We start from the raw sequence: 22,504 nt of genomic DNA, 5'->3' as shown, positions 1-22,504 counted from the left end.
GGTCCCCGGCATGGACGCCCCCACCCCGCCCCAGCGCCCCGCCGTGACCGAACTGCGCCTCTCCGCCTTCAAGTCCCACCGGGGCGCCGTCTTCCCGCTCGGGCCGCTCACCCTCTTCCGGGGCGGCAGCGGCACGGGGAAGTCCAGCGCCCTGCAGGCGTACGAGGCGCTGGCCCGGCTGGCCGGCGGCGACACCCTGGCCGAGGCGTTCGCGCCGGTGCCCGGCGGCCCGCGGGCGTGCGTGCCGCAGCAGGCCCGGCCCGACGCGCAGGGCCGGCGCGGCTTCCGCATCGGCTGCACCGTCGAGGGCCCGGCCGGCCCGGTCCGGCTGGACGTCGCGGTGCAGGCCGAGCCCGAACTGCGCGTCGTCGGCGAGCGGCTGACCGGCGCCGGGCGCACCCTGCTGTCCACCGCGCTGCGCGACCCGGGCCTGCCCCGGGTGGAGGCGGCCTGGCACACGGCCGGCTCGGTGCCCGTGACCCGGGCGCCGCTGCCGGACGACCGGCTGGGCACGGCGCTGCTGCCGCTGCGCGTCGCGGGCAAGACGGCCGGGCAGCGGATGGTGCTGGAGGCGGCCGAGCAGGTGGTCCTCGCGCTGCGGTCCGTCTTCGCCTGCGACCCGCGGCCGGAGCTGATGCGGGCGCCGGTCGGCGCCCGCGACGGGCGGCTGCGCGGCGGCTGCGACAACGTTGCCGCGGTGCTCGGGCGCACCGGCAACGAGTGCGTCACCCGGCACGCGGCCCTGGTCGCCGCAGCGGGCGCCGGCTGCCGCGGCCCGGTGGCCGGGCTGGCCGCCGAGCACCTGACCGGCGGGTTCGTACGGGCCGTGCTGGAGCGCGACGGCGGGCCGGCCACGCCTCTGGAGCGGCTCGGCGACGGCGAGTTGCGCTACCTCGCCCTGTGCCTGGTACTGCTGACCGGCCCCGGGGTCCTGGCGATGGACCCGGTCGCCGAGGTGCTTCCCGCCCGGCAGGTGCTGACCGTTCTCGCGGACGGCCTCGACCGGTGCCTGGACGCCCGGCAGGCGAAGGAACTGCTGGACCTCGCGGGGCGGATGTGCGAGCGGGGCCACATCCGGCTCGTGGCGACGGTGCGGGGCGAGGCGGCACAGGTGGCGCAGGAGGTCGAGGAGGCGTCGGTGGTAGACCTGGGGGCATGACCGCAACCCCCGACCTGCACGCCCTGCAGGAGCGCCTGGCCGCCTTCGCGGCGGCCCGCGACTGGCAGCCCTTCCACACGCCCAAGAACCTCGCCGCGGCGCTCAGCGTCGAGGCGTCGGAACTGCTGGAGATCTTCCAGTGGCTGACCCCGGAGCAGTCGGCGCAGGTGATGGCCGACGCGCGGACCGCGGCGCGGGTCGAGGACGAGGTCGCGGACGTGCTCGCGTACCTGCTGCAGCTGTGCCGGGCCCTGGGGATCGACGTGCTGGCCGCGCTGGCGGCGAAGATCGACCGCAACGAGCGGCGATTTCCGGTGCCGGGGGCCGGGGGCGACGGGGCGGCGGAGGGCCGTGATCGTCACTCTCCGGAGTGATCAGGTTATCCACGCCGTAACTTGTGTCCACAGATTTCTGAATTCCTCTGGCCTTTCGGTCCGTTGTTCATCACTCTGGGTAGTGAAAGAGGGTGGACGGAAAAGCATGGGGGACGGGCATGGAGGCTGTGCGGCTCATCGCCGCCACCAAAGGCGCGCTGGCGCGGACGGTGGCGCTGCACCGCGTGGAGGACATCGTCGCCGAGACCTGGCAGGCCCAGGCCCTGGCCGAGGCCATCGGCAGTCACATCGCGCTCCACGGGCCCGTCGAGGCCCGGGCGGCGGCCCTGGGCCTGAGCGAGGCGGGCGGCCGCGCCGGGGCCGCGCTGCGCACCGGCGGATTACGGGCCGCACAGCTCACCGAAGTACGCGATCCCTGGGCGGCGTTGACGGAGCTCGCCGGGCTCTTCGGCGACGTGGGCACGGCCCTCGTCGGCGTCGCCGGCGCCTGCGAGGAGGACGCCGTCTACTGGCAGTGCATAGAGGCCATCGACGCCGCCGACGAGACCGGCGACCGCATCGGCGGCCTGCTCAGACGCCTGTCCCTACGCGCCCAGGGCGGCGCAGCATGACCCCCGAGCCGCCCCGTCAGGGGCGCGGGGCAGTGTCAATCTGCGGCTGCCGCCGCGTGGGCGCGACAAGCCACGACGTACCCGCAGGGGAGGTATGCCGTGCTCCGCCCCGTCAGGGGCGCGGGGCAGTATCAATCTGCGGCTGCCGCCGCGTGGGCGCGACAAGCCACGACGCACCCGCAGACAGAATGCCGTGCTGCACCCGGGCCCCCGGGGCGGTGGCACCCGCAGATCGGCAAGGCCCCGCGCCTTGACGGTGCGCAGCACGATCCGCCGGATACGGCCGAGGGGCTCAGCCGGCACCGTCGGCGTCGGCGGCGCCGGAGACGTCCGGCGCGGCGCCGGCGCCCGGGCCGGCCGTGCGCGACCGATCCGCCGACTGCAGATCCGCATCCAGCTGTGTCAGATCCGCGTTGAGCGCTGCCATCAGCTCCTCCATCTGCTGCAGCAGGCCCTTCGGCGCGGCCTGCCGCGGGGAAGCGGCCTGGGCGGGCACGGCCTCGTCGGGCACGGCTTCCTGGGTCATGATGGCCTCCTCGGCCCTCGCCCTCCCGGTGCGGGCGGGCGGCATCGCGATCGTCGCCCCCGGCGGCGGCCACCGGTGCGCGGGCCGGGCGGTCCGGCTCCGCCCGAGCCAACGACCACCGGCGGCGCCGGACACTGACCGGGCCCACCGGGCCGGGCCAAGTTCACCCGGCCGGAGTGAGCCGGGGCACGCGAGGGGCCGCCCATTGACGCCTGTTCGAAAGGAAGCTCCCCGATGGTCCTGCCCGCGGTTCCCCTCGCCACCGCCCTCGCGCGCGGACCGCTCGTGCTCGACGGCGGGCTGTCCAACCAACTGGCGGCCCAGGGCTGCGACCTGTCCGACGCCCTGTGGTCCGCCCGGCTGCTGGCCGACGGCCCTGCGCAGATCGAGGCGGCCCACACCGCCTACCTCCGGGCCGGCGCCCAGGTGCTGATCACCGCCAGTTATCAGGCGACCTTCGAGGGCTTCGCCCGGCGGGGGCTCGCACCGCAGGAGTCGGCGGCCTTGATGCGGCGCAGCGTCGAACTGGCGCGCAGGGCCGCGGCGCACACCGAGCGTGCGGTGTGGGTGGCCGCCTCCGTCGGCCCCTACGGGGCCATGCTCGCCGACGGCAGCGAGTACCGCGGACGCTACGGGCTGACCGTGGCCGAGTTGGAGCGCTTCCACCGGCCGCGCATCGAGGCCCTGGCCGGCGCCGGGCCGGACGTCCTGGCCCTGGAGACCGTGCCCGACACCGACGAGGCCCGCGCCCTGTTGCGGGCGGTGCGCGGTTCGGGGCTGCCCGTGTGGCTGTCGTACAGCGTGCGCGGCGGGCAGACCCGGGCCGGGCAGCCGCTGCGGGAGGCTTTCGCGCTCGCCGCGGAGGACGACCAGGTCGTGGCCGTCGGCGTCAACTGCTGCGCCCCCCGGGATGCCGCGCCCGCCGTCGAGCTCGCCGCCCGCGTCACCGGAAAACCGGTGGTGGTCTACCCCAACAGCGGGGAAGGCTGGGACGACCGCACCAGGCGCTGGCGGGGGAGCGGCACCTTCGACCCCGCCGTCGTCGCCTCGTGGCAGGAGGCCGGCGCCCGGCTGATCGGCGGCTGCTGCCGCGTGGGCCCGGACGACATCGCCGCACTGGCCGCCCTCCTGAAAACCCCTGCTTGCTGAAAAACCTGTGGGGAACGGGTCAAAAGGGAAGGAATAATCGAGCGCGTGTTCCTGACGATCAGTACCACCGGTACACCCGACCAGCCCGCGACCGACCTCGGCCACCTGCTGCACAAGCACCCCGGCAAGGCGCAGCAGTTCTCCACCTCCCACGGCACCGCCCACGTCCTGTACCCCGAGGCGAGCGACGAGCGCTGCACGGCGGCCCTGCTGCTGGAGGTCGATCCCGTGGCACTGGTCCGGCGCGGCAAGGCCGCGTCCCGGCACGGCCGTGGCGGCGCCCCCGACGCGGCACTGGCGCAGTACGTCAACGACCGGCCCTACGCCGCCTCCTCCCTCCTCGCCGTCGCCCTCGGCAGCGTCTTCTCCAGCGCCGTCAAGGGACAGTGCGCCGCCCGCCCCGAACTGCGCGGCCGCACCCTGCCGCTGCGCATAGCGGTGCCCGCCCTGCCCGCCCGCGGCGGCGCGGAGCTCGTGCGGCGGCTGTTCGCCCCCCTGGGCTGGACCGTCACCGCCACCCCCGTGATCCTGGACGAGCGCTTCCCCGAGTGGGGCGACTCGCGCTACGTCTCCCTCGTCCTCCAGGGCGAGCAGCGCCTGTCCGACGCCCTGCGCCACCTCTACGTCCTGCTGCCCGTGCTCGACGACGCCAAGCACTACTGGGTCGCCCCCGACGAGGTGGACAAGCTGCTGCGCCTCGGCGACGGCTGGCTGGCCGGCCACCCCGAGCAGGGGCTGATCACCAGCCGCTACCTCGCCCGCCGCCGGTCCCTGACCCGCGACGCCCTCGACCGCCTGGCCCTCGCCCGGCTCGCCGAGGCCGACGACACCCGGGCCGAGGAGCTCGACAACGCCGTGGACGAGAGCGCCGACACCGACGAGCGGCCCGTGCCGCTGGCCGTCCGGCGGCGCGCGGCCATCACCGACGCGCTGCGCCGCGCCGGCGCGGCCCGGGTGCTCGACCTCGGCTGCGGCCAGGGCCAGCTCGTCGGCGAGCTGCTGAAGGACCCGCGCTTCACCGAGATCGTCGGCCTCGACGTCTCGATGCGCGCCCTGCAGGCGGCCTCCCGCCGGCTGCGCCCGGAACGCATGACCGAGCGCCAGGCCGCCCGCGTGACCCTGCTGCAGGGCTCCCTGGCGTACACCGACCGCCGTCTGACCGGCTACGACGCGGCCGTGCTCAGCGAGGTGATCGAGCACGTCGACCCGCCGCGGCTGCCGGCCCTGGAGCACGCCGTCTTCGGTGCCGCCCGCCCCGCCACCGTCGTGGTCACCACGCCCAACGCGGAGTACAACGTGCGCTGGGAGACGCTGCCGGCCGGGCACGTGCGCCACCACGACCACCGCTTCGAGTGGAACCGCGGCGAGTTCCACGCCTGGGCGGCCCGGGTGGCAGGGCGCCACGGCTACGACGTCGCCTTCGAGCCCATAGGCCCCGACGACCCGGAGGTCGGACCGCCGACCCAGATGGCCGTCTTCCGTAAACGCCCCACCGACCCCACCGACACCACCGGCCGGACCGATCCCACCGACCGGACCGACACCGCGAAGCAGGCGAAGACCGCATGACCGACACCAGCACCACCCCGCCGGCCGGCGCCGCGCCGCGCACGCCCCTGGCCGTGCCCGACCTGTCGCTCGTGGTCCTCGTCGGCGCCACCGGCTCCGGCAAGTCGACCTTCGCCGCCCGTCACTTCAAGCCCACCGAGACGATTTCCAGCGACTTCTGCCGTGGCCTGGTCAGCGACGACGAGAACGACCAGAGCGCCAGCAAGGACGCCTTCGACGTCCTGCACTACATCGTCGGCAAGCGCCTGGCCGCAGGCCGGCTGACCGTCGTCGACGCCACCAACGTCCAGTCCGACGCCCGCAAGGAGCTGGTGGCGCTGGCCCGCGAGCACGACGTGCTGCCCGTCGCCATCGTCCTCGACATGCCCGAGGACGTCTGCGCCGAGCGCAACGCCGCCCGCCCCGACCGGGCCGGCCTGCCCCGCCGCGTCATCCAGCGCCACCAGCGCGAGCTGCGCCGCTCGCTGCGCCACCTGGAGCGCGAGGGCTTCCGCAAGGTGCACGTGCTGCGCGGCACCGCCGCGGCCGAGGCCGCCGAGGTGGTCCGCGAGCGCCGCTTCAACGACCTGCGCCACCTCACCGGCCCCTTCGACATCATCGGTGACATCCACGGCTGCCGTTCCGAGCTGGAGGCCCTGCTCACCGCGCTCGGCTACGGCCTCGTCCGCGACGAGGCCGGCCGCCCCGTGGACGCCGTGCACCCCGAGGGCCGCACCGTCGTCTTCGTCGGCGACCTCGTCGACCGCGGCCCCGACAGTCCCGGCGTGCTGCGCCTGGCCATGGGCATGGTCGAGGCCGGCCACGCCCTGTGCGTCCCGGGCAACCACGAGAACAAGCTCGGCCGTTACCTCGGCGGCCGCCAGGTCAAGGTCGCGCACGGCCTGGCCGAGACCATCGAGCAGCTGGAGCGCGAGGACGGGCAGGACCCGGCCTTCCGCGAGCGGGTGCGCGCCTTCATCGACTCCCTGGTCAGCCACTACGTCCTCGACGGCGGCTCGCTCGTCGTCTGCCACGCGGGCCTGCCCGAGAAGTACCACGGCCGCACCTCCGGCCGCGTGCGCTCCCACGCCCTGTACGGCGACACCACCGGCGAGACCGACGAGTTCGGCCTGCCCGTGCGCTACCCCTGGGCGGAGGACTACCGCGGCCGCGCCGCCGTCGTCTACGGCCACACCCCCACCCCCACGGCCACCTGGCTCAACAACACCATCTGCCTGGACACCGGCGCCGTCTTCGGCGGCAGGCTGACCGCGCTGCGCTGGCCGGAGCGCGAGCTCGTGGACGTCCCCGCCGAGCAGGTCTGGTACGAGCCGGTGCGCCCCCTGGTGTCCGAGGCCCCCGGCGGCGCCGACGGCCGCCCGCTCGACCTCGCCGACGTCGCCGGCCGCCGCATCGTGGAGACCCGGCACCTGGGCCGCATCGCCGTCAAGGAGGAGAACGCCGCCGCTGCCCTGGAGGTCATGAGCCGTTTCGCGGTCGACCCGCGGGCGCTGATGTACCTGCCGCCCACCATGGCACCCTGCGCCACCTCGAAGGAGGAGGGCTACCTGGAGCACCCCGCGGAGGCGTTCGCCGCCTACCGCGCCGACGGCGTACGGCAGGTGGTCTGCGAGGAGAAGCACATGGGCTCGCGCGCCGTGGTGCTGCTGTGCCGCGACGCCGACACCGCCCACGAGCGCTTCGGCACCGACCCCGGCGTGCCCGGCGCCGTGTACACCCGCACGGGCCGGCCCTTCTTCGACGACCCGGCCGTGACCGCCCAGCTCCTCGAACGGCTCGACCGGTGCGCCGAGGGCGCCGGGCTGTGGGAGGAGCTGCAGACGGACTGGCTGCTGCTGGACGCCGAGCTCATGCCCTGGTCCCTCAAGGCCCAGGGGCTGCTGCGCAGCCAGTACGCGGCCGTGGGCGCCGCCTCCGGCGCGGTCCTGCCCGAGGTGCTCACCGCCCTGGAGGCCACCGCCGCCCGCGGCGTCGACGTCACCGGCCTCCTCGGCCGCCAGCGCGAGCGCGCCGCCGACGCGGCCGCCTTCACCGAGGCGTACCGCCGCTACTGCTGGACGGTCGCCGGCCCCGGCGACATCCGGCTGGCCCCGTTCCAGATCCTGGCGGCCCAGGGCCGCAATCTGGCCACCCTCCCGCACGACGAGCAGCTGGCCCTGATCGACCGGCTCGTCGCGCAGGACCCGCTGCTCCACCCGACGCGGCGCATCGTGGTCGACACGCACGACGAGGAGTCCGTCGCCGCCGGCACGCGCTGGTGGCTGGAGCTGACCGCGGAGGGCGGCGAAGGCATGGTCGTCAAGCCGCTGGGCGCCCACGTGCACACCCCGGACGGCAAGCTCGTCCAGCCGGGCATCAAGTGCCGCGGCCGGGAGTACCTGCGGATCATCTACGGCCCGGAGTACACCCGCCCGCAGAACCTCTCCCGCCTGCGGATACGCCACCTGGGCCACAAGCGCTCGCTGGCCCTGCGCGAGTACGCGCTGGGCCTGGAGGCCCTGGACCGCCTCGCCACGGGCGAACCGCTGTGGCGCGTCCACGAGGCGGTCTTCGCGATCCTGGCCCTGGAATCGGAGCCGGTGGACCCGCGCCTGTAGCCGGTGGGCACGCCTGCGGCGGGCCGGCCCCAGCCCGCCGCAGGCGCGCCGCATCCGCGTGAACCGGCCCCCCACGGGCCAGGATGGAAGGATGGGATTCCACGTCGATTCCGAGGCCGGCCGCCTGCACCGCGTCATCCTGCACCGCCCCGACCTGGAGCTGAAGCGCCTGACCCCGTCCAACAAGGACGCCCTTCTCTTCGACGACCTCCTGTGGGTGCGCCGCGCCCGCGCCGAGCACGACGGTTTCGCCGACGTGCTGCGCGAGCGCGGGGTGGAGGTGCATCTGTTCCAGGACCTGCTGGAGGAGAGTCTGCGTCTGCCGGCGGCCCGGGCCCTGGTGCTGCAGCGGGTGTTCCACGAGAGGGAGTACGGTCCGCTGGCCACGGATCATCTGCGGGCGGCGTTCGAGGGGATGCCGGCGGGGGAGCTGGCGTCGTGGCTGATCGGTGGCATGACGAAGCGGGAGTTCCTGGAGCGGCATCCGGAGCCGGTCTCGGTGCGCTTCCATGTGATGGACCTGGACGATTTCCTGCTCAATCCGTTGCCGAACCATTTGTTCACCCGGGACACCTCGGCCTGGGTGTACGACGGGGTGTGCATCAACGCGATGCGCTGGCCGGCACGTTGGCACGAGACGGTGCACTACGAGGCGGTGTACCGGCATCATCCGCTCTTCGCCCCGGGCGGCTTCCACGTGTGGAGCGAGGGCCAGCCGGCCTACCCCTCGACGATCGAGGGCGGGGACGTGCTGGTGATCGGCAATGGGGCGGTGCTGATAGGGATGAGCGAGCGCACGACGCCGCAGGCGGTGGAGATGCTCGCGCACCGGTTGTTCTCGGCGGGTTCGGCCCGCACGATCGTGGCCCTGGACATGCCGAAGGCGCGGGCGTTCATGCACCTGGACACGGTGATGACGATGGTGGACGGGGACACGTTCACCCAGTACGCGGGGCTGGGGACGCTGCGTTCGTACACGATCGAGCCGGGTGCGGCGGCCGGTGAGCTCAAGGTCACCGATCATCCGCCGGAGCACATGCACCGGGCGATCGCGGCGGCGCTGGGTCTGGACGGCATCCGGGTGCTCACCGCCCGGCAGGACGTGCACGCGGCCGAGCGGGAGCAGTGGGACGACGGCTGCAACGTGCTGGCGATAGAGCCGGGGGTGGTGGTGGCCTATGAGCGCAACGTGACCACCAATACGCATCTGCGCAAGCACGGCATCGAGGTGATCACGATTCCGGGGAGCGAGCTGGGCCGTGGTCGCGGGGGGCCGCGCTGTATGAGTTGTCCCGTGGAGCGGGATCCGGTGCCGGGGCTCTAGGCACCGGCTGCGGGCACCGGCGGGGCCGGGGGGCTGTCACCAGGGGAGGGTCTGCATAATAATGTGGAACGTTGAATATCTTTTCCACTGTGCCTTGTGCGCCGACGAACCGGGAGCCCCACCATGGCGACTGACCTCAAGGGCCGCCATCTCCTCAAGGAGACGGACCTCACCGCCGAAGAGTTCCACAGCCTGATCGAACTGGCTGCCGAGCTGAAGGCCGCCCGGCGGGCGGGCACCGAGGAGCGCAGGCTCGTGGGCCGCAACATCGCGCTGATCTTCGAGAAGACCTCCACCCGGACCCGCTGCGCCTTCGAGGTCGCCGCCGCCGACCAGGGCGCCCACACCACGTACCTCGATCCGGCGGGCTCCCAGGTCGGGCACAAGGAGTCGGTCCGGGACACCGCCCGGGTGCTGGGCCGGCTGTACGACGCCATCCAGTACCGGGGGCACGGCCAGGACGCCGTCGAGGAGCTGGCCGCCTACGCCGGCGTCCCCGTCTACAACGGGCTCACGGACGAGTGGCACCCCACCCAGATGCTGGCCGACGTGCTGACCATGAGCGAGCACACCGCCAAGCCGCTGGAGCACGTCGCCTACGCCTACCTCGGCGACGCCCGCTACAACATGGGCAACTCCTACCTCGTCACCGGGGCCCTGCTCGGCATGGACGTACGCATCGTGGCGCCGGAGGACCTGTGGCCCGCCCCCGAGGTGGTGGCCCAGGCCGGCCGGCTCGCCGAGGCCAGCGGCGCCCGCATCACCCTGACCGCCGACGTCGCCGAGGGCGTGCGCGGCGCGGACTTCGTCGCCACCGACGTGTGGGTCTCGATGGGCGAGCCCAAGGAGGTCTGGGACGCGCGCATCGCCCTGCTCACCCCGTACGCGGTGACCATGGACGTGCTGCGGGCCACCGGCAACAAGGCGGTGAAGTTCCTGCACTGCCTGCCCGCCTTCCACGACCTGGGCACCTCGGTCGCCCGCGAGATCCACGAGCGGCACGGCCTGACGTCCCTCGAAGTGACCGACGAGGTCTTCGAGTCGGTCCACTCGCTGGTCTTCGAGCAGGCCGAGAACCGCATGCACACCATCAAGGCGGTGCTCGTGGCCACCCTGGGCCGCTGAGGGACTGCTGCTGAGTGCTGTCGCGGAGTCGTGACGACGGTCACAAAGCGGTGATAGCTTCACCGGGCAGGCACCAGCCCCGCCCGGCTGAAGGAGGCCGTGCACATGAGTCCGTTCACCGGCTCCGCGTCCCGCACCCAGGAATGGCGGCACCTGCGCCTGTCCGTCGACGCCGGCGTCGCCACCGTCACCCTCGACCGGCCCGACCGGCTCAACGCCCTGACCTTCGGCGCCTACGCCGACCTGCGCGACCTCCTGCCCGAGCTCGCCCGCGACGGCTCCGTACGGGCCCTGGTGCTCGGCGGCGAGGGGCGCGGCTTCTGCTCCGGCGGTGACGTCGACGCCATCATCGGCGCCACGCTGGGCATGGACACCGGCCGCCTGCTGGAGTTCAACCGCATGACCGGCCAGGTGGTGCGGGCGCTGCGCGAGTGCCCCTTCCCCGTGGTCGCCGCCGTGCACGGGGTGGCCGCCGGGGCCGGCGCCGTCCTCGCCCTCGCCGCCGACTTCCGCATCGCCGACCCCACCGCCCGCTTCGTCTTCCTCTTCACCAAGGTCGGCCTGTCCGGCGGCGACATGGGCGCCGCCTACCTGCTGCCCCGCGTCGTCGGCCTCGGCCACGCCACCCGCCTGCTCATGCTCGGCGAGCCCGTCGCCGCCGCCGAGGCCGAACGCATCGGCCTGGTCGGTGAGCTGGTCGAGGAGGGCGGCGCCGACGCCGCCGCCCACGGCCTCGCCCACCGCCTGGCCACCGGGCCCGCCCTCGCCCACGCGCAGACCAAGGCCCTGCTGACCGCCGAGCTCGACATGCCCCTGGCCGCCTCCCTCGAACTGGACGCCGCCACCCAGGCGCTGCTGATGACCGGCGCCGACTACGCCGAGTTCCACGCGGCCTTCCGCGCGAAGCGCCCGCCCCGGTGGCAGGGGCGGTGACCGCCGTGCCCGCGGTCACCGCCCGGCGCGTGGCGGTCGTCGGCGGCGGACCCGGCGGCCTGTACGCCGCCGTCCTCCTCAAACGCCTCGCCCCCGACCGCGAGGTCACCGTCTGGGAGCGCAACGCCCCCGACGACACCTTCGGCTTCGGCGTCGTCCTCTCCGACGAGACCCTCGGCGGCATCGGCAGCGCCGACCCGGACGTGCACGCGGCCCTCGCCCGGGACATGGTGCGCTGGGACGCCATCGACATCCACCACCGCGGCCGCACCCTGACCTGCGGCGGCCACGGCTTCGCCGCCCTCGGCCGGCACCGGCTGCTGCACCTGCTGCACGAGCGCTGCCGCGCCCTGGGCGTGACGCTGCGCTTTCGCACCCCGGCCCCACCGACCGCCGAACTCGCCCGCACCCACGACCTCGTCATCGCCGCCGACGGCCTCAACAGCCGCACCCGCGACACCCACCGGGAACACTTCGGCCCCGTCATCACCACACACCGCTGCCGTTACATCTGGCTCGCCGCCGATCTAGCGCTCGACGCCTTCCGCTTCGAGATCGCCGAGACCCCCCACGGGGTCATGCAACTGCACGCCTACCCCTACACCCGCACCGCCTGCACCGTCATCGTCGAGATGCGCGAAGAGGTCTGGCGCCACGCCGGACTCGACCGCCGCGACGAGAAGAGCGCCCTCGACCAGTGCGCCGACCACTTCGCCGCCACCCTCCGCGGCAGCCCCCTGCGCACGAACCACTCCACCTGGACCGCCTTTCGCACCGTCGTGAACGCCCACTGGTCCCACGGCAACGTCGTCCTGCTCGGCGACGCGGCCCACACCGCCCACTTCTCCATCGGCTCCGGCACCAAGCTCGCCGTCGAGGACGCCGTCGCCCTCGCCGCCCACCTCCACGGGGCCCCCGACGTGCCCACGGCGCTGGCCGCCTACGAGGCCGAACGGCGCCCGGTCGTCGCCTCCACCCAGCGCGCCGCCCGCGCCAGCATGGAGTGGTTCGAGAACCTCGCCGTCCACACCGGCGGCCCCCCGCACCGGTTCGCCTTCGACCTCCTCACCCGCAGCCGCCGCGTCACCCACGACAACCTCCGCCTGCGCGATGCCGCCTTCGTCGCCGCCGTCGAGGAGGAGGCCGGCGTCCCGCCCGGCACACCGCCCATGTTCACCCCCTTCCGGCTGCGCGGTCTGCACCTGCGCAACCGCGTCGTCGTCTCCCCGATGGACATGTACTCCGCCACCGACGGCACCCCCGGCGACTTCCACCTCGTCCACCTCGGCGCCCGGGCGCTCGGGGGAGCGGGCCTGGTGATGACCGAAATGGTCTGCGTCAGCCCCACCGGCCGCATCACCCCCGGCTGCACCGGCATGTACGCGCCGGAACACGAGCGCGCCTGGGCCCGCATCACCCAATTCGTCCACGACCGGGCCCCCGGCACCGCCCTCGGCATCCAGCTCGGCCACTCCGGCCGCAAGGGCTCCACCCGCCTGATGTGGGAGGGCATCGACCGGCCCCTGCCCCACGGCAACTGGCCCCTCGTCGCCGCCTCGCCCCTGCCCTACCGGCCCGGCGTCAACCAGACCCCGCACGCCCTGACCCCCGACGGCCTCGCGGAGATACGGCAGCAGTTCGTGCGCTCCGCCGAGGCCGCCGCCCGCGCCGGCTTCGACCTCCTCGAACTGCACTGCGCCCACGGCTACCTGCTCTCCGGCTTCCTCTCCCCCCTCACCAACCACCGCGACGACGCCTACGGAGGCGACCTGGCGGGCCGGCTGCGCTACCCCCTGGAGGTCTTCGACGCCGTCCGCGCCGCCTGGCCCGCCGAGCGGCCCATGACCGTGCGCATCTCCGCCACGGACTGGGCCGAGGGCGGCACCACCGCCGACGACGCGGTCGCCGTCGCCCGCGCCTTCGCCGCCCACGGGGCGGACGCCATCGACGTCTCGACGGGACAGGTCGTCCCCGACGAACGCCCGGACTTCGGCCGCTCGTACCAGACGCCGTTCGCGGACCGCATCCGCAAGGAGGCGGGCGTCGCGGTGATCGCGGTCGGCGCCATCTCGTCGTGGGACGACGTCAACTCCCTGATCCTGGCGGGCCGCGCCGACCTGTGCGCCCTGGGCCGCCCCCACCTGTACGACCCCCACTGGACCCTGCACGCGGCGGCGGACCAGTCCTACACGGGCCCGGGCGCCCCCTGGCCCACCCCGTACCGGGCCGGAAGCCGCCGCCCACCCACGGGCCGGCGGGCGTGAACGACGCGCCCGCGTCGCTCAGCCCGCCATCACCGGCGCGACGTAGCGCGCCCCCGCATCGCGCAAGCGCGCATGCAGCCCCGCGAAGCACCGCGCCGCCCGCGCCCCGGGCCACTCCGCCGGCAGCAACCCCACCGGCAGTCCCGGATCCGCGTACGGCAGCCGCCGCCACGAGTCCAGTGCCAGCAGGTAGTCGCGGTAGGCCTCCTCCGGGCGCGGCACGGCCTTGCGCCGCCCCCACCGCCGCAGCACCGGTTCGTGCGCGTCCAGGAAGGCCCGGTGCTGCGCGGCGAGCGCTTCGAGGTCCCACCACCGGGCCACGGCCTGTGCGGTCGGTTCGAAGCCGAGGTGGTTGCCGCGGAAGAGGTCGACGTAGGAGTCGAGTCCGAGCCGCTGCAGTGTGTGCCGGGTTTCGTCGTGGACGTGGGCGGGGGCAATCCACACGCCGGGGGCGGCGGTGCCGAAGCCGAGCCGGGCGAGGCGGGAGCGCAGGAGGTGTCGTCTGTGGCGTTCCTCCTCGGGGACGGAGAAGACGGCCAGCAGCCACCCCTGTCCGGTGCGGGCCGTGGGGTGCCCGTAGATGCGCCGGTCGCCGTCCTCCAGCAGCTGCCGTCCGGCGTCGGACAGGCCGTAGCCGGCGGCTCCGCCGGCCGTGCGGTCGGCGACGAGCAGTCCGCGCCGCTTGAGCCGGGAGACGGCCGAGCGGACGGACGGCGCGTCGACGCCGACGGCGGCGAGCAGCCGGATGAGGGCGGCGATGGGCACGGGCCCGGCGGGGGTGCCGCCGGTGCCGCGTCCGTACGCGCCGTAGAAGGTGACGATGAGGGACCGAGGGGTGTGCTGGTCAGTCACGGGGAAACTGTAAAGGGCCCGGCGGGGCCCGAACGCAGCCGGAAACGCTGCAACTTGCCGGTGGGGGTGCGCGGCAGCGCGTCGAGGAACACGATCTCGCGAGGGCACTTGTAGGGAACGATCTCCTTTTTGGTGAACTCGCGCAGCGCGGTGACGGTCTGCGGTCCGCGCGGCACCCCCTCGCGCAGCACGACGTGCGCGACCACGACCTGTCCGCGCTCGGCGTCGGGCCGTCCCACGACGGCGGCCTCCAGGACGTCCGGGTGGCGCAGCAGTGCCTCCTCGACCTCGGGTCCGGCGATGTTGTACCCGGCCGAGACGATCATGTCGTCGGCGCGGGCCAGGTAGTGGAAGTAGCCGTCGGCGTCGCGGACGTAGGTGTCGCCGGTGAGGTTCCAGCCGTCGCGCACGTACGCGCGCTGGCGGTCGTCGGCCAGGTAGCGGCAGCCGGTGGGGCCGCGCACGGCCAGCAGCCCGGGCCGGCCGTCGGGCACCTCGGCGCCGTCGGGGCCGACGACGCGGGCCTCGTAGCCCGGTACGGGCAGGCCGGTGGCGCCGGGGCGGATGCGGTCGTCGGCGGCGGAGATGAAGATGTGCAGCATCTCCGTGGCGCCGATGCCGTTGATCAGGCCCAGCCCGGTCGCGCGCCGCCAGTCGTGCCACAGGGCGGCGGGCAGGTGCTCGCCGGCCGAGACGCATCTGCGCAGCGAGGAGACGTCGTGGCCGTCGAGCGCGCCGAGCATGGCGCGGTAGGCCGTGGGCGCGGTGAACAGGACGGAGACGCGGTGGCGCCCGATGTCGGCCAGCAGTTGCCGGGGCCCGCCCCAGTCGGTCAGCAGGGTGCGGGCGCCGGCGCGCAGGGGGAAGACGACCAGGCCGCCGAGTCCGTAGGTGAAGCCCAGCGGCGGGCTGCCGGCGAAGACGTCGTCGGCGCGCGGGCGCAGGACGTGGGCCGAGAAGGTGTCGGCGATCGCCAGGACGTCGCGGTGGAAGTGCGCACAGCCCTTGGGCCGGCCGGTGGTGCCGGAGGTGAAGGCGATGAGCGCCACGTCGTCGGCGGAGGTGGCGACGGCCGTGTGGGCGGCGGGCTTGCGTGCGGCCAGCCGCAGCAGGTCGTCGTCGGCGCCCGAGCCGTACAGCGTCGTCCTCAACTCCGGTATGCCGGCGGCCAGCAGGTCCTCGGCGCAGCGGGCGTCGCACAGCGCGTGCCGTACGCGGGCGAGCCGGCAGATGGTGGCCAGTTCGTGCGGGCGCTGGGCGGCCAGGACGGTCACCGCCACCGCGCCGGCCCTGAGCACCGCCAGCCAGCAGGCGGCCAGCCACGGCGTGGTGGGGCCGCGCAGCAGCACCCGGTTGCCGGGGACGACGCCGAGGTCGTCGGCGAGCACGTGGGCGATGCGGCCGGCGTGCGCGCGCAGCAGCCCGTACGACCACACCGTGCCGGCGCCGCTGACGGTGGCGCCGCGGTGGGCGCCGAACCGGCCGATCGTGCCGTCGAGCAGCTCGGCCGCGCAGTTGAGGCGGTCGGGGTAGGGCGGCGGGGCGTCTGCGGCCCCGCCGTCGGTGCCGGCGCTGCGCAGCAGCGGCCACTGGTCGGCCGGGGGAAGGTGCTCGCGCGCAAAGGTGTCGATGTGGGCCGACGGCTTGAGCTCCATCGCGGAAGTGCCCCCTCGCGCCGGAGGAATGGGAGGTGAACGGGGGTCTTGCCAGCGCCACGCATCCACTGCCAGCGTAACGAGTCGGTGACGGCAGTCAACGGAGCGCGATAGACCGCGCAGGAGAAGGGTGGGTCGGATGGGCACACCGTTCACACTCGACGACGAACAGCGCAAGTGGTGTGCCGAGGTGCGCCGGGTCGCCGCCGACTCCTTGCGCCCCCTCGCCCGCGCCGGTGCACCCGGCCGCGTCAACCGGCCCCTGCTCGCCGCCCTCGCCGAACACGGCCTCATCGCCCGGGCGTTGCCCGCCCACGGTCCCGTACGCGCCATGGACCTGTGCCTGCTGCGCGCGTCCCTGGCCCGCGAGTGCACCGAGGCCGAGACCGCCCTGGCCCTGCAGGCGCTGGGCATCCACCCCGTCCTGCGCGCCGGCACCGACGCCCAGCGCTCCCGCTGGCTGCCCGAGGTCGTCGCCGGCCGCGCCGTCGCGGCCTTCGCGCTCAGCGAGCCCGGCGCGGGCTCCGACGCCGCCGCCCTCGCCCTGCACGCCGCACCCGACGGCGACGGCTGGCGCCTGACCGGCGAGAAGCGCTGGATCTCCAACGCCCCCGAGGCCGACGTCCACACCGTCTTCGCCCGCACCGGACCCGGAGCCGGTGCCGGCGGCGTCACCGCCTTCCTCGTCCCCGGCGACCGGCCCGGACTGGGCGGCGAGCACCTCGACATGCTCGCCCCGCACCCCCTGGGCACGCTCACCTTCGACGGCGTACCCGTCGGCCCCGACGACGTCGTCGGCGACGTGGGCGGCGGCTTCCGCATCGCCATGGCCACCTTGGACCTCTTCCGGCCCAGCGTCGGCGCCTTCGCCGTCGGCATGGCCCGCGCCGCGCTGGACGCGGCCCTCGCCCATGCAGCGCAGCGCCAAGCCTTCGGCGGACCGCTGAAGGACCTGCAGGCCGTCTCCCACACCCTCGCCGAGATGGCCACCCGCACCGAGGCGGCCGCCCTGCTCGTCCTCGCGGCCGCCGCCGCGTACGACGCGGGCGAGCCCGGCCTCGCCCGCCGCTCCGCCATGGCCAAGCTCTTCGCCACCGAGACCGCCCAGTACGTCGTCGACGCGGCCGTGCAGATCCACGGGGCCCGCGCCCTGCGCCGCGGCCACCTCCTGGAGCACCTCTACCGCGAGGTGCGGGCACCGCGCGTGTACGAGGGGGCCACCGAGGTGCAGCGCACGATCATCGCGAAGGAGCTCTTCCGGTGAGCGGCGGCGTCGAGCGCATCAACCCCGCCGGGTCGAGCCCGCCGCGCGGTTTCAGCCATGCGGTCGTGGCCACCGGCTCCCGCCTGGTCCTCCTGGCCGGCCAGACCGCGCTGGACGCCGGCGGCCGGATCGTGCCCGGCGATCTGGTGACGCAGTTCGAGACGGCCCTGGCCAACCTGCTGACCGCCCTGCGCGCCGCCGGCGGCGCACCGCAGCACCTGGCCCGGGTCACCGTCTACGCCACCGACGTCGCCGCCTACCGGGCGCACTCCCGCGAACTGGGCGCCGTCTGGCGGCGCCTGGCCGGCCGGGACTACCCGGCCATGGCCGTCGTGGGCGTGGTGCGGCTGTGGGACGCCGAGGCGCTGGTGGAGCTGGACGGCCTCGCGGTCCTGCCGTGACGCCGCCGCGGTGTACGGTGAGGGCCGGCCGGTAGACCGCACAGCACAGGAGAGGTGGCGCTTCGATGGCTCCCCGGCGCGGCGCCGACGCGGACGAGTTGACCTTCACCGAACAGGCCCGGCGCCGCCAGATCATCGAGTGCACCATCGACCTGATCTCCACGCGCGGCTACCCCGCCACCTCCCTGGCGGCGATCGCCAAGGAGGCCGGCATCTCCAAGGCCGCCGTCCTCTACCACTTCTCCTCGAAGGACAACCTCACCCAGGCGACGTTCCAGCACGTGCTGGAACGCTTCCGTGCCCACGTCACCGAGCGCGTCGAGCGCGAGAGCGACCCGCGGGCGGCCCTCGTCGCCTACGTCCGCGCGATGATCGGCTACCAGCAGACCAACCGCCGCCACGTGCGCGTCATCACCGAGATGCTGCTCGACGACAAGGGCGGCACCGAACTGAAGACGCCCGGCTCCCACGACACCCACGGCCGCTGGCAGCACCTGGCCGGACTGCTGGAAGCCGGCCGGCAGGCCGGCCGGCTGCGGGTGTCCGACACCCGCACCACGGCCCTGGCCATCGGCGGCGCCATCGACAACGTCGTCTCGCACTGGCTCGTCCACCCCGACTACGACCTCGACGCCGCCGCCGACGAGCTCGTGACCTTCACCCTCGGCGCGGTCGGCGCCCGGGACTGACCCCGGCCGCCGCCAGCGGCGTCAGCGCCGGGCGAAGTCCGGGGCGCGCTCGGGTCGCAGCCCCACCCCGCCGACGTACCCCAGCAGCGACGGCAGCCCGGGCACGCGCTGCATCATCCGCAGCGGCACCGGCAGCCGGTCCGGGTCCAGGCCGGTCGTCAGGGCCGGGCGCAGCACCGCCTCGTGCTCGCTCACCTGCGCCTTCTGCACCGCCGCCGCGGGCAGCAGCCGGCGTCTTTGCACCCGGGCCAGGTCGCGTACGTCCACCCGCCCGCCGCGCAGCGGCCCCGCAAGGATCCGCGCGGCCGCAACCGCGTCCTGTACGGCGAGGTTGACGCCGACCCCGCCGGTGGGCGACATGATGTGCGCCGCGTCCCCGATGCACAGCAGCCCCGGCCGGTACCACTGCCGCAGCCGTCCCATCGTCACCTCCAGCAGCTTGACGTCGTCCCAGGAGGTGACCGCCTCCGTCACCTCAGGCCCCCAGCCGAAGAGTTCGCCGAGCCGGTCGCGGAACCACGGGACGCCCCGGGCGCGCAACTGCGCGTCCGTGCCCTTGGGAATGAGGTAGGAGGTCTGGTAGTACTCCCCGCGGTCCATCGTCGCCGCGAACTGGCGGCCTTGCGACCGCATGAAGATCCGCCCGTCCCGGGCGCTGCCGGGCTGCGCGGGCACGCGCACCTGCCACAGGTCCATGGGTACGTCGACGTACTCGGGCCGCAGCCCCGCGGCCTCGCGCACCAGCGAGTCCCGCCCGTCGCAGGCGACGACGAGCGCCGCCGCGAGCTCCCCGGGCTCCCCGTGCTCGTCGGTGTACCGCACACCGCCGACCCGCCCGCCCTCGGTGAGCAGTCCCGTCACGGCGGTGCTCATGCGCAACGTGAACGAGGGCTCCTCGGCGGCGGCTTCGGCGAGCAGATCGAGGAAGTCCCACTGCGGAACCATCGCGATGTAGTTGCGCGGGCCGGGGATGCGCCGGAAGTCGCTGAGCGTCAGGGCGGTGCCGCCGATGTGCATCCGCACCTCGCCCAGCCGGGTGGCGGGCAGCCGGTCGAACCGCTCGCCCAGACCGAGCTCGTCCAGCAGCCGCAGGGTGGACGGATGGACGGTGTCCCCCCGGAAGTCGCGCAGGAAGTCCTTGTGCTTCTCCAGCACGGTCACCTCGACCCCGGCCCGCGCGAGCAACAACCCCAGCATCACCCCGGCCGGCCCGCCGCCCACGACGGCGCACGTCGTGCGTTCCATGTCCCGCCCCTCCCGCTGCATCTGACCGTACGGTCAACTATCTGACCGATCGGTCAGAAGTCTACGCACGCCACCCAGCCCCACGCCAACGGCCCCCGCAACCCCGGGTGATGAACCCGGGATGCGGGGGCCGTTCGGTCCGTCCGTTCGGTCTTGTCCCTCAGATGTCCCGGAACGTCTCGATCTGGGCGCCCACGGAGTTCAGGCGCTCGGCCAGGTCCTCGTAGCCGCGGTTGATGACGTAGACGTTGCGCAGCACCGAGGTGCCTTCGGCGGCCATCATCGCCAGCAGGACGACCACGGCCGGCCGCAGGGCGGGCGGGCACATCATCTCGGCGGAGCGCCAGCGGGTGGGGCCCTCCACCAGGACCCGGTGCGGGTCGAGGAGCTTGACGTCCGCACCGAGGCGGTTGAGGTCGGTGAGGTAGATGGCGCGGTTGTCGTAGACCCAGTCGTGGATGAGGGTCTGGCCCTGGGCGGAGGCGGCGATGGCCGCGAAGAACGGGACGTTGTCGATGTTCAGGCCCGGGAACGGCATCGGGTGGATCTTGTCGATCGGCGCCCGCAGCTTGGAGGGGCGCACCGTGAGGTCGAGCAGGCGGGTGCGGCCGTTGTCGGCGCGGTACTCGGGGCTGCGCTCGTGGTCCAGGCCCATCTCCTCCAGGACGGCGAGCTCGATCTCCATGAACTCGATCGGCACCCGGCGGATCGTCAGCTCCGACTCGGTCACCACGGCCGCGGCCAGCAGGCTCATGGCCTCGACCGGGTCCTCGGAGGGCGCGTAGTCCACGTCGCGGTCGATGGTGGCCACGCCGTGCACGGTGAGCGTCGTGGTGCCCACGCCCTCCACCCGTACGCCCAGTTCCTCCAGGAAGAAGCACAGGTCCTGGACCATGTAGTTGGAGCTGGCGTTGCGGATGACGGTCACGCCGTCGTGCCGGGCGGCGGCCAGCAGGGCGTTCTCGGTCACGGTGTCGCCGCGCTCGGTCAGCACGATGGCGCGCACGGGGGCGACGGAACGATCCACCTGCGCGTGGTACATGCCGTCCGTGGCCGTGATCTCCAGCCCGAAGTGGCGCAGCGCCGTCAGGTGGGGCTGGACCGTACGGGTGCCCAGGTCGCAGCCGCCCGCGTAAGGGATCTTGAACAGGTCCATCCGGTGCAGCAGCGGCCCCAGGAACATGATCACGCTACGGGTGCGCCGCGCCGCCTCCAGATCCATGGCGGCCAGGTCCAGCTCGGCCGGCGGCACGATCTCCAGGTCGTTGCCGTCGTTGATCCAGCGGTGACGCACGCCGATGCTGCCGAGCACTTCGAGGATCCGGTAGACCTCCTCGATCCGCGCCACGCGCCGCAGGGTCGTGCGGCCGGCGTTCAGGAGCGTCGCGCACAGCAGGGCCACGCAGGCGTTCTTGCTGGTCTTGACGTCGATGGCCCCGGACAGCCGACGCCCGCCGACCACCCGCAGATGCATCGGCCCGGCGTACCCGAGCGAGACGATCTCGCTGTCGAGCGCCTCACCGATCCGGGCGATCATATCAAGGCTGATGTTCTGATTTCCGCGCTCAATGCGGTTCACCGCGCTCTGGCTGGTCCCGAGGGCGTCCGCAAGCTGCGACTGAGTCCAGCCACGGTGCTGGCGGGCATCGCGGATGAGCTTGCCGATGCGGCCGAGGTAGGCATCTGTCATACGCAGACCGTATCTCAGATATGAGATTTTCGCCGCGCACGCCATGGGTCTTCCACGTCTTCTTCGGCTATCCGGAGGCGGGGGAAGGAATGCGCGGAAGACGGCAAGGTTTGCGAAGAGGCGGCGTGGGCGGTCACCGGCACCCGCCCGGCCGGGCGGCCGGACCCCCTGCGATCATGAGGGCGCCGGGGGCCGTCGGAGCCGCCCGGAGGGGAGGGGTGTGCCCTGTGGGCACTTCGATCAGCTCTTTCACCGATGACGCCGCGCGCAGGCGCTTCCTCGCCGCCTACGAGCAGGCCATGGGGCACTGGCCGGCGCCGCGGGACGACCGGCAGGTGACCACGCGGTTCGGCGCGACCCGGGTGTATGCGTACGGCAGCGGGGGCGCCGGCACGCCCGTCGTGCTGTTGCACGGGCAGCTCGCCACGCCCGCCGAGTGGGCACCGCACGTGGCCGCGCTGGCCGAGGGGCGGCCGGTGCTGGCCGTCGACCGGGTGGGGGAGCCGGGGCTCAGCACCCAGAGCGCTCCTCTTCGTACGAAGGAGGCCATGGCCGCCTGGCTGGACGAGGTCCTCGCCGGGCTCGGCCTGGAGCGCGCCCACCTCGTGGGGCACTCCTACGGCGGCTGGGTGGCGCTCAATCAGGCCGCGCACGCCCCCGCACGCGTCGCCTCCGTCACCGTGTACGACCCCCCGGCCGCCCTCGCGCCCCTCAAGGCGCGCTTCGTCCTGGGGGCCATGGCCGCAACCCTCGGCCGTTCGGAGGCTTTCCGGCAGCGTTGGTTCGACGGCGTCATCGGTGCAACCGGCGCGGAACCGGAGTTCGCAGCAGACCTCAACGCCCTGACCCTGCAGGCCCTGGACTCCTTCCGGGTGCGGCTCCTGCCGCCGCCGCGCATGAGCGACGACGAGCTGCGCTCCATAGCCGTACCCGCCCTCGTCCTGCTCGGTGGGGCGAGCCCGGTGGCCGACGGCCGGCGGGCCGCGGAGCGGGCCCGCCGGATGATCCCGGGTGCGCGGGTGGAGGTCGTGCCGGGGGCGGCGCACGGCATTCCGGTCGGGGCGTTCAACGCCCTGGTGCCCGGCTTCCTGGAGGAAGCCGGGAAGGGCTGACCGC

19 protein-coding genes are annotated in these 22,504 nt (G+C 74.0%); 14 read left to right on the top strand and 5 right to left on the bottom strand.

Annotated features, from left to right (window positions below):
- Nucleotides 1–10 precede the first annotated feature (10 nt).
- The 3 genes from AC27L3_RS17335 to AC27L3_RS17325 all read left to right on the top strand — a co-directional run bounded on the left by AC27L3_RS17335 (nt 11) and on the right by AC27L3_RS17325 (nt 2,105).
- Nucleotides 11–1,159, top strand: a complete 1,149-nt coding sequence (locus AC27L3_RS17335; protein ID WP_487234918.1) for an AAA family ATPase — start codon at nt 11–13, stop codon at nt 1,157–1,159.
- Nucleotides 1,156–1,533: a nucleotide pyrophosphohydrolase gene (locus AC27L3_RS17330; RefSeq protein ID WP_487234917.1), complete on the top strand. Its 378-nt coding sequence runs from the start codon at nt 1,156–1,158 to the stop codon at nt 1,531–1,533. Before AC27L3_RS17335 ends, AC27L3_RS17330 begins: the two co-directional genes overlap by 4 nt.
- Nucleotides 1,534–1,652: 119 nt before the next feature.
- Nucleotides 1,653–2,105, top strand: coding sequence for a DUF6099 family protein (locus tag AC27L3_RS17325; protein WP_487234916.1), 453 nt, complete (start codon nt 1,653–1,655; stop codon nt 2,103–2,105).
- Nucleotides 2,106–2,397: 292 nt separating this feature from the next.
- Here the strand turns inward: AC27L3_RS17325 and AC27L3_RS17320 are convergent, their stop codons facing one another.
- The gene (locus AC27L3_RS17320) at nt 2,398–2,631 is read right to left on the bottom strand and encodes a hypothetical protein (RefSeq protein ID WP_487234915.1); all 234 of its coding nucleotides are present in this window, start codon (nt 2,629–2,631) and stop codon (nt 2,398–2,400) included.
- Between the two features lie 234 nt (nt 2,632–2,865).
- Between AC27L3_RS17320 and mmuM the strand changes: the two genes are divergently transcribed.
- From mmuM to AC27L3_RS17285, 7 genes are all read left to right on the top strand, one after another.
- Nucleotides 2,866–3,780 carry a homocysteine S-methyltransferase gene (gene mmuM, locus AC27L3_RS17315; RefSeq protein ID WP_487234914.1) on the top strand — a complete coding sequence of 305 codons (915 nt, stop codon included), beginning with the start codon at nt 2,866–2,868 and terminating at the stop codon, nt 3,778–3,780.
- A 45-nt stretch (nt 3,781–3,825) separates the two neighbouring features.
- Entirely contained in the window at nt 3,826–5,349 is a 1,524-nt protein-coding gene (locus AC27L3_RS17310; protein ID WP_487234913.1) for a 3' terminal RNA ribose 2'-O-methyltransferase Hen1, read from the top strand.
- Nucleotides 5,346–7,946, top strand: a complete 2,601-nt coding sequence (locus AC27L3_RS17305) for a polynucleotide kinase-phosphatase (protein WP_487234912.1) — start codon at nt 5,346–5,348, stop codon at nt 7,944–7,946. Before AC27L3_RS17310 ends, AC27L3_RS17305 begins: the two co-directional genes overlap by 4 nt.
- Before the next feature lie 91 nt (nt 7,947–8,037).
- A complete protein-coding gene (locus AC27L3_RS17300) occupies nt 8,038–9,270 on the top strand; it encodes an arginine deiminase (protein ID WP_487234911.1) in 1,233 nt (410 codons plus the stop codon).
- Nucleotides 9,271–9,393: 123 nt separating this feature from the next.
- Nucleotides 9,394–10,395: an ornithine carbamoyltransferase gene (gene argF, locus AC27L3_RS17295; RefSeq protein ID WP_487234910.1), complete on the top strand. Its 1,002-nt coding sequence runs from the start codon at nt 9,394–9,396 to the stop codon at nt 10,393–10,395.
- Between the two features lie 105 nt (nt 10,396–10,500).
- A complete protein-coding gene (locus AC27L3_RS17290) occupies nt 10,501–11,328 on the top strand; it encodes an enoyl-CoA hydratase family protein (RefSeq protein WP_487234909.1) in 828 nt (275 codons plus the stop codon).
- Nucleotides 11,313–13,592, top strand: a complete 2,280-nt coding sequence (locus AC27L3_RS17285; RefSeq protein WP_487234908.1) for a bifunctional salicylyl-CoA 5-hydroxylase/oxidoreductase — start codon at nt 11,313–11,315, stop codon at nt 13,590–13,592. Before AC27L3_RS17290 ends, AC27L3_RS17285 begins: the two co-directional genes overlap by 16 nt.
- Before the next feature lie 18 nt (nt 13,593–13,610).
- Here AC27L3_RS17285 and AC27L3_RS17280 read toward each other — a convergent pair whose 3' ends face one another.
- Nucleotides 13,611–14,444 (bottom strand): PaaX family transcriptional regulator, encoded by an 834-nt coding sequence (locus AC27L3_RS17280; RefSeq protein ID WP_487234907.1) that lies wholly within the window; start codon nt 14,442–14,444, stop codon nt 13,611–13,613.
- Entirely contained in the window at nt 14,441–16,099 is a 1,659-nt protein-coding gene (locus tag AC27L3_RS17275; RefSeq protein ID WP_487234906.1) for an AMP-binding protein, read from the bottom strand. The genes AC27L3_RS17280 and AC27L3_RS17275 overlap by 4 nt, the downstream gene beginning before the upstream one ends.
- Before the next feature lie 139 nt (nt 16,100–16,238).
- Between AC27L3_RS17275 and AC27L3_RS17270 the strand changes: the two genes are divergently transcribed.
- From AC27L3_RS17270 to AC27L3_RS17260, 3 genes are all read left to right on the top strand, one after another.
- A complete protein-coding gene (locus AC27L3_RS17270; protein ID WP_487234905.1) occupies nt 16,239–17,363 on the top strand; it encodes an acyl-CoA dehydrogenase family protein in 1,125 nt (374 codons plus the stop codon).
- Nucleotides 17,360–17,764, top strand: coding sequence for a RidA family protein (locus tag AC27L3_RS17265; protein ID WP_487234904.1), 405 nt, complete (start codon nt 17,360–17,362; stop codon nt 17,762–17,764). Before AC27L3_RS17270 ends, AC27L3_RS17265 begins: the two co-directional genes overlap by 4 nt.
- 65 nt (nt 17,765–17,829) lie before the next feature.
- Nucleotides 17,830–18,453: a TetR/AcrR family transcriptional regulator gene (locus AC27L3_RS17260; protein WP_487234903.1), complete on the top strand. Its 624-nt coding sequence runs from the start codon at nt 17,830–17,832 to the stop codon at nt 18,451–18,453.
- Between the two features lie 21 nt (nt 18,454–18,474).
- Here the strand turns inward: AC27L3_RS17260 and AC27L3_RS17255 are convergent, their stop codons facing one another.
- Complete coding sequence (locus AC27L3_RS17255; protein ID WP_487234902.1) at nt 18,475–19,698, bottom strand: FAD-dependent oxidoreductase; 1,224 nt, start codon at nt 19,696–19,698, stop codon at nt 18,475–18,477.
- A gap of 160 nt (nt 19,699–19,858) precedes the next feature.
- Nucleotides 19,859–21,388 (bottom strand): helix-turn-helix domain-containing protein, encoded by a 1,530-nt coding sequence (locus tag AC27L3_RS17250; protein ID WP_487234901.1) that lies wholly within the window; start codon nt 21,386–21,388, stop codon nt 19,859–19,861.
- A gap of 227 nt (nt 21,389–21,615) precedes the next feature.
- On the opposite strand from AC27L3_RS17250, the gene AC27L3_RS17245 reads away from it, so the two are divergent.
- On the top strand, nt 21,616–22,500 hold the full coding sequence (locus AC27L3_RS17245) for an alpha/beta fold hydrolase (protein ID WP_487234900.1): 885 nt from the start codon (nt 21,616–21,618) through the stop codon (nt 22,498–22,500).
- Nucleotides 22,501–22,504: the final 4 nt, after the last annotated feature.

This window comes from Streptomyces sp. PKA51, assembly GCF_057552455.1.
Note: the sequence above shows the minus strand (reverse complement) of the source record. Positions and strands in the feature narration are given on the sequence as shown.

What these genes read in the sequence shown, in the direction of transcription:
- mmuM (WP_487234914.1), top strand. Translation starts at nt 2,866, where the DNA reads ATGGTCCTGCCCGCGGTTCCCCTCGCCACCGCCCTCGCGCGCGGACCG.
- AC27L3_RS17270 (WP_487234905.1), top strand. Translation starts at nt 16,239, where the DNA reads ATGGGCACACCGTTCACACTCGACGACGAACAGCGCAAGTGGTGTGCC.
- AC27L3_RS17325 (WP_487234916.1), top strand. Translation starts at nt 1,653, where the DNA reads ATGGAGGCTGTGCGGCTCATCGCCGCCACCAAAGGCGCGCTGGCGCGG.
- AC27L3_RS17250 (WP_487234901.1), bottom strand. Translation starts at nt 21,388, where the DNA reads ATGACAGATGCCTACCTCGGCCGCATCGGCAAGCTCATCCGCGATGCC.
- argF (WP_487234910.1), top strand. Translation starts at nt 9,394, where the DNA reads ATGGCGACTGACCTCAAGGGCCGCCATCTCCTCAAGGAGACGGACCTC.
- AC27L3_RS17305 (WP_487234912.1), top strand. Translation starts at nt 5,346, where the DNA reads ATGACCGACACCAGCACCACCCCGCCGGCCGGCGCCGCGCCGCGCACG.
- AC27L3_RS17275 (WP_487234906.1), bottom strand. Translation starts at nt 16,099, where the DNA reads ATGGAGCTCAAGCCGTCGGCCCACATCGACACCTTTGCGCGCGAGCAC.
- AC27L3_RS17300 (WP_487234911.1), top strand. Translation starts at nt 8,038, where the DNA reads ATGGGATTCCACGTCGATTCCGAGGCCGGCCGCCTGCACCGCGTCATC.
- AC27L3_RS17255 (WP_487234902.1), bottom strand. Translation starts at nt 19,698, where the DNA reads ATGGAACGCACGACGTGCGCCGTCGTGGGCGGCGGGCCGGCCGGGGTG.
- AC27L3_RS17330 (WP_487234917.1), top strand. Translation starts at nt 1,156, where the DNA reads ATGACCGCAACCCCCGACCTGCACGCCCTGCAGGAGCGCCTGGCCGCC.
- AC27L3_RS17335 (WP_487234918.1), top strand. Translation starts at nt 11, where the DNA reads ATGGACGCCCCCACCCCGCCCCAGCGCCCCGCCGTGACCGAACTGCGC.
- AC27L3_RS17320 (WP_487234915.1), bottom strand. Translation starts at nt 2,631, where the DNA reads ATGACCCAGGAAGCCGTGCCCGACGAGGCCGTGCCCGCCCAGGCCGCT.
- AC27L3_RS17290 (WP_487234909.1), top strand. Translation starts at nt 10,501, where the DNA reads ATGAGTCCGTTCACCGGCTCCGCGTCCCGCACCCAGGAATGGCGGCAC.
- AC27L3_RS17260 (WP_487234903.1), top strand. Translation starts at nt 17,830, where the DNA reads ATGGCTCCCCGGCGCGGCGCCGACGCGGACGAGTTGACCTTCACCGAA.